The organism is Streptomyces mesophilus (genome assembly GCF_011044995.1).
GTDB classification, from domain to species: Bacteria; Actinomycetota; Actinomycetes; order Streptomycetales; family Streptomycetaceae; genus Streptomyces; species Streptomyces mesophilus.
The window spans coordinates 1-5,516 of the sequence record NZ_JAAKZW010000353.1; the positions used below are offsets into that span (position 1 = coordinate 1).

At 69.9% G+C, this 5,516-nt stretch carries 5 protein-coding genes; all 5 read right to left on the reverse strand.

Annotated features, from left to right (window positions below; genetic code table 11):
- Positions 1 to 102: 102 nt before the first annotated feature.
- Complete coding sequence (locus G6045_RS38860; RefSeq protein WP_165336962.1) at positions 103 to 1,647, reverse strand: sensor histidine kinase; 1,545 nt, start codon at positions 1,645 to 1,647, stop codon at positions 103 to 105.
- A 123-nt stretch (positions 1,648 to 1,770) separates the two neighbouring features.
- Entirely contained in the window at positions 1,771 to 2,661 is an 891-nt protein-coding gene (locus G6045_RS38865) for a DUF5936 domain-containing protein (RefSeq protein WP_165336963.1), read from the reverse strand.
- 16 nt (positions 2,662 to 2,677) lie between these two features.
- A complete protein-coding gene (locus tag G6045_RS38870) occupies positions 2,678 to 3,613 on the reverse strand; it encodes a type II secretion system F family protein (protein ID WP_165336964.1) in 936 nt (311 codons plus the stop codon).
- A gap of 161 nt (positions 3,614 to 3,774) precedes the next feature.
- Positions 3,775 to 5,115, reverse strand: a complete 1,341-nt coding sequence (locus tag G6045_RS38875) for a CpaF family protein (protein WP_165336965.1) — start codon at positions 5,113 to 5,115, stop codon at positions 3,775 to 3,777.
- Between the two features lie 14 nt (positions 5,116 to 5,129).
- On the reverse strand, positions 5,130 to 5,516 hold a 387-nt coding region (locus G6045_RS38880; protein ID WP_408056423.1), incomplete at its 5' end, for a TadE/TadG family type IV pilus assembly protein.

Sequence of the window (5,516 nt, forward strand, 5' to 3'; positions counted from 1 at the left end):
GCACACACCCCGGGGCCGGGGCGGGGGGAATCGGCGTGCCCCGGGGTGTGTGCCCGGTGGACGGCGCTGCTTCCGGCATGAGCGGCCTCCTCTCTGGTCAGGTCAGGCGAGCTGTGGGGGCTGGGGACGATCGGGGTGCGGCGTGTGCGGGGCGAGTGCGCCGAGCGGGATGTCGAGGCGTACCTCCGTACCGGCGCTGGCTCTGCCGCGGCCGATGCGGATGCGGGCGCCGATGGCGGCGGCGCGTTCGACCATGCCGACGAGGCCGAAGTGGCCGGCCTTGCGGAGTTCTTCGAGGTCGGTGCCCGGGGGCAGACCCTGGCCGTTGTCCTGGACGGACAGGCGCAGGAGTTCGTGGGCGATGACCCCGTACTCGACGGTGACGTGGCTTGCGTGGGCGTGGCGGTGGGCGTTCTCCAGGGCCTCGCTCGCGATGGTGAGCAGCTGGCGGGCGACCGCGTGCGGGAGGCGGGGTGCGGGGGCGTCCTTGGTGACCAGGTCGGTGTGGACGCCGGTGCGGGTGGTGAAGTCCGCGGTGCGGGCGCGGAGTTCGTCGGCGGTGTCGACGCCGGGGGTGCCGTTGCCTGTGCCGGTTCCGTTGCCTGTGCCTGTGTCGTCGGTCCTGCCGAAGTCGGTCTTGCGGCGCAGGTCGGAGAGGATCTCGCGGGATTCGGCGGCGGCGCGGCGGGCGCTGCGGGCGACGATGCCGGCCTGGTGGCGGACGGTGAGCGGGTCCATGCGGTCGGCACCGGCGGCGAGGGCGTCGGCGGACATCGCGACGCCGTGCAGGGTCTTGGCGACGGAGTCGTGCATCTCGCGGGCGAGGCGGGCGCGTTCCTGTTCGACGGCTTCGGTGACGGCGAGGCGTGAGGTGGCTTCGCTGAGGGCCTGGGTGGCGGCGCCGAAGCGGAACATGAGGTTGCGCAGGGTGACGCCGATGATGCCGGCGGCCACGCAGAAGCCGCTGATCAGGGTGGTGCTGGCCGGGTTGTCCATACGTTCGGCCCAGGCGGTGTAGGCGGCGGCGAGGAGCAGGATCTGGATGGCGGTGTAGATACCGGCGCCGCGCCAGCCGTAGAGGAGGCCGCCGAGGAGGGGGGTGCAGACGGTGGCGTAACCGAGCGGGGAGTCCGGGGATGCGGTGAGGAGGAGGACGGCGCCGAAGATCATGTCGATGGCCATGAGCCATTTGTGCTTCAGGACGAGGGGGCCGAGGGTCTCCCAGTCGCGGAGCATGGCGTACGAGCCCATGAGGCTGAAGACGACGGCGGAGCCGATGAGGATCTCGCCGAAGTTGCCTTCTGCCCTTGTCAGGGCGAAGGGGGCGCCCAGCGTGATCATCGCCAGGCGGAAGCCGAAGACCTGGCGGCACAGGGCCTGGAGGGCGTTCAGCTGGATGGGGAGGCTGGGGGCGGGCTCGTCTTCGGCGAAGGCGCTCTGGGGTTGGCCGGTGAGTTGGGGTCCGCTCTGGACCAGGGCCGGGCTTGGGTGCCGGGTCCTTGTCGGGCGGAAGCCGCTCAGGGCGGCGCCGGCTTTGGGGGTGCCGCCGTCTGCGTTTGCCTGGGCTTGGGCGGCTGCGGCGGCTGCGGCGGCTGCGGCGGCTGCGCGTTGGGCTTGGTTGCGGAAGCTCACCGTCTGGCGGTCCATGGTGGTTGGCCTCCCTTCTTTTCTCCCCGCCCCGCCCTTTCACCGTTTCCCGGGGCTTCGCCCCGGACCCCGCATCCGAACTTCGTTCGGATCTGCTCAAACGCCGCAGGGGCTGAGTGCATGTCAGCCCCCCAGGATTGAGCCGAAGTCGGTGTCCGAGCCGAGGAACATGCCGCAGACGATGAGGATCAAGGTCGCGGGGACCATGAAGATGAGGGTGACCATCGTGGTTTTCGGGATGGTCTTCGCCGCTCGGCGGCGGGCGTTCTGGGCGTCGGTGCGGCGCATGTCGTTGGCGATCTGGATGAGCGTGTCCGCGATGGGGGCGCCGAGCTCCTCGCCCTGCTGGAGGGCCGTGACGAACTGGGAGACCTGCTCCGAGGCGTTGCGGCGGCGGAGCTGCTCGAAGGCGTCGCGGCGGCTCACGCCCATGTCCATCTGTCGGAGCGTGATGCGGAGTTCGTCGGACCAGGGGCCCTCGTAGCGTTCCGCGACGCGGTCCAGGGCCTGGCGGAAGCCGAGGCCGGCCGAGACGACGACCGCGAGGACGTCGAGGAAGTCGGGCAGGGTGCGTTCGATCTGTTCCTTGCGTTCGCGGATGGCCTGCCAGATCAGCGCGTCCGCGGCGAAGAGGCCGAAGGCGAGCGCGAGGAGGCCGAAGACCGGGACGCCGTTGGCGAAGAGGGAGAGGGCGCAGACCGCGCCGAAGAGGCCGTAGACGGCGCGGCGGGCGGCATAGCGGTCGATGGTGAGGCCGCCGGGGTTGCCCGCCATGTCGATCTTCCGGCGTTTGTCGTCCACCTTCTTCGGGCCCATGAGGCGCAGGACCGTGGGCGCGAACCGGATGCCGAGGCGGTCGATCGCCGATTCCGTGGCCGAGACGCGGGACGAGCCCGATTCGAGGGCCACCGCCAGGTCGCCCGGCAGTTTCGCGTCGGCGCGGTACATCCGTATGCCCGTGAAAATGCCTGTTACGGAGAGGGCGAGGAGCAGCGCAAGTCCGAGTCCCAGCATGTGAGTTCAGCTCCCCTCAGACTTCGATCTTGCCCAGGCGGCGGATGACGACGAAGCCGACGGCGTACAGGCCGAGCGAGATCAGGATCAGGACCTGGCCGAGCGGGGAGCCGGTGACTTTGGCGAGGGCGCCGTCGTTCATGGCGTTCAGCATCAGCATCGCGCCGACGCCCAGGCACGGGATGGTGAAGGCGGTGGCGTTGACCTCGGAGAGCATGGTGCGGACCTCGCGGCGGGTCTCCTTGCGCTCCTCCAGGGTCTCGGTGAGGTTGCGCAGCGAGCCGACGATGGTGCCGCCCGCGCGGTTGGAGAGGATCAGGGTGGTGACGAGGACGATCAGCTCGCGGGACGGGAGTCGTTCGGCGAGTTCGCCGAGGGCGTCGTCGATGCTGCGGCCGACGGCGAGCTGGTTCGACACGACGGTGAGTTCCTCGCCGGCGGGGGCTTCGAGCTCGTCGGCGGCCATGGCGAGGGAGGTGCGCAGGGCCAGACCGGCGCTGGTGCCGTTGGCCAGGAGGCGGGCCAGGTCCGGGAGTTGGTTGATGAAGGCCTCGATGCGCTTCTGGCGCTGCCAGTTGAGGAAGGTGTTCGCGGACCAGGCGCCGACGATGCCGGCGATCGGGCCGAAGAACGGGGCGAGCAGCGAGGTCGCGATCAGCCAGAGGGCGGCGACGGTGACCATCATGTAGACGAAGAACTCGCCGGGCGTCACGTCCAGGCCCGTCGCGGAGAGCTTCAGCTGGATACGGCGCCCCAGTTGCGTACGCCTGAGGCGCTGGTCCACACCGGTGAAGCGGCGCTGGCGGCCGACGGTGTGGTGGCCGGTCTGCGCGAGCCGGTCGACCAGGGCCTGGCGCTGGGCCTTGCCGGAGGCGTACGTGTGGAGGCCGGCCGTGGCGAAGGTGCCGCACAGGAGGGTGGAGCCCAGGGCCAGGAGCACGGGACTGTTCATGAGCCGGTTTCCTCTCCGGTCGGCAGCGGGCGCTTCATCGGCTGGTGGCCTCTCTTGTCGGGTGGCGCATCAGCCGGTGGCCTCTCTCATCCGGTGGCACATCGGCCGGTGGCGCCTCAACTCGTGGCGCATCGGCCGGTGGCTCCTCAACGCGTGGCGCATCAGCCCATGGCCTCTCTCGTCGTCAGCTCGTTCAGGCCGTCCGATACGCCGAAGGCCGGGGGGATCGGCTCGCTGGCCAGGTAGAGGCGTTCGGCGACACGGCGGGGCAGCGGGAGGTGCTCGTACACGCCGTGGACCACGCGGTCCGCGCTCATGGGCTGGGCGGCGAACCGGCTCACCGTCGTGATCTTGAACTCGTCGCGGCCGTGCGAGACGAGCAGCGCGATCTCGGTGATCTTGCGGGAGCCGTCGGCGAAACGGGTCAGCTGGACGAGCACGTCGACCGCCGAGTTGATCTGGTCCTTGAGCGCCTCGAAGGGGATCTCGACGCTCGACATGGAGCCCAGGGTCTGGAGCCGCATCAGCGCGTCCTCGGCGCTGTTGGCGTGCACGGTGGCGAGCGAGCCGTCGTGGCCGGTGGACATCGCCTGGAGCATGTCGAGGGTCTCGCCGCCGCGGACCTCGCCGACGATGATGCGGTCGGGGCGCATACGGAGGCTGTTGCGCACCAGGTCGCGGATGGTGATCTGGCCCTTGCCCTCGACGTTGGGCGGGCGGGATTCGAGGCTGATGACGTGGGCCTGCTGGAGGCGGAGCTCGGCCGAGTCCTCGATGGTGATGATGCGTTCGTGGTCGGGGATCAGGGCGGAGAGCGCGTTGAGGAGCGTGGTCTTTCCGGTGCCCGTACCGCCGGAGACGATCACGTTGAAGCGGGCGCGGACGAAGCTGCTGAGGAGCATCAGCATGTGTTCGTCGAGGCTGCCCATGCGGATCAACTCGTTGAGCTTGTACGCGCGGGGGAAGCGGCGGATGGTGAGGGTGGCGCCCGTGAGGCTCAGCGGGGGGATGATCACGTTGACGCGCTCGCCGCTCGGGAGGCGGGCGTCGACCATGGGGGTGCTTTCGTCCACGCGCCGGTTCACCGTGGAGACGATGCGCTCGATGGTCTGCATCAGTTGTTCGTTGCTCGCGAAACGGAGGGGGAGCTGCTCCACGCGGCCGGCCCGTTCGACGAAGATCGCGTCGGGGCCGTTGACCATGATCTCGGTGATGCTGGCGTCTTCGAGGAGCGGTTCGAGTACGCCGAGGCCGAGGGCCTCGTCGACGACCCTGCGGATGAGCTGGGCTCGTTGGGTCGTGGAGAGGACGGGGCCCTCGCGGCTGATGATGTGGCCGAGTACGCGCTCGAGCCGTGCCCTTCTCTCGCCGGCTGCGAGGCTGGACATTTCGGCGAGGTCGATCTCTTCGAGGAGCTTGGTGCGGTAGACGGCGACGGTGTGGTCGTCCTCGCGGCCGGCGCCGTTGTCTTCGGGGGCGGCGATTCTTGCCCTGAGGCTCATCTGCGGTGCGCTCCTCAGTCGTCCATGGGCATGGTGACTGTGCGGGTGGCCTGCCAGCCCATGTCCACGAACGGGATCAGTTCCGGGATGTCGACCGTGACCGTGGCGGTCACGGTGTCGGCGCCGCGCGGGGCGGTGATGGTTGCGGTGTCCGCCAGCCAGGTGCTCATGGCTGCGCGGCCCGCTGCGTCGGCGCCCTCGTCCAGGGATGCGGCTCTTGCGGCGGCTCGCGCTCCTGATCCGGCCTGGCTGAACGAGTAGCCGACGAGGCCGAGTTGGATGCAGGCCAGGCCTACGAGGAGGAGGGTGGGCAGGAAGCCCGTGAACTCCAGGATGGCTGCGCCTCGGTCGCTTTTGAGTGCGGGTGCGTGGCGCCTGCGGGTGGGTGCGGTGTGCGGGTG

What these genes read in the sequence shown, in the direction of transcription:
- G6045_RS38870 (WP_165336964.1), bottom strand. Translation starts at nt 3,613, where the DNA reads ATGAACAGTCCCGTGCTCCTGGCCCTGGGCTCCACCCTCCTGTGCGGC.
- G6045_RS38875 (WP_165336965.1), bottom strand. Translation starts at nt 5,115, where the DNA reads ATGAGCCTCAGGGCAAGAATCGCCGCCCCCGAAGACAACGGCGCCGGC.
- G6045_RS38865 (WP_165336963.1), bottom strand. Translation starts at nt 2,661, where the DNA reads ATGCTGGGACTCGGACTTGCGCTGCTCCTCGCCCTCTCCGTAACAGGC.
- G6045_RS38860 (WP_165336962.1), bottom strand. Translation starts at nt 1,647, where the DNA reads ATGGACCGCCAGACGGTGAGCTTCCGCAACCAAGCCCAACGCGCAGCC.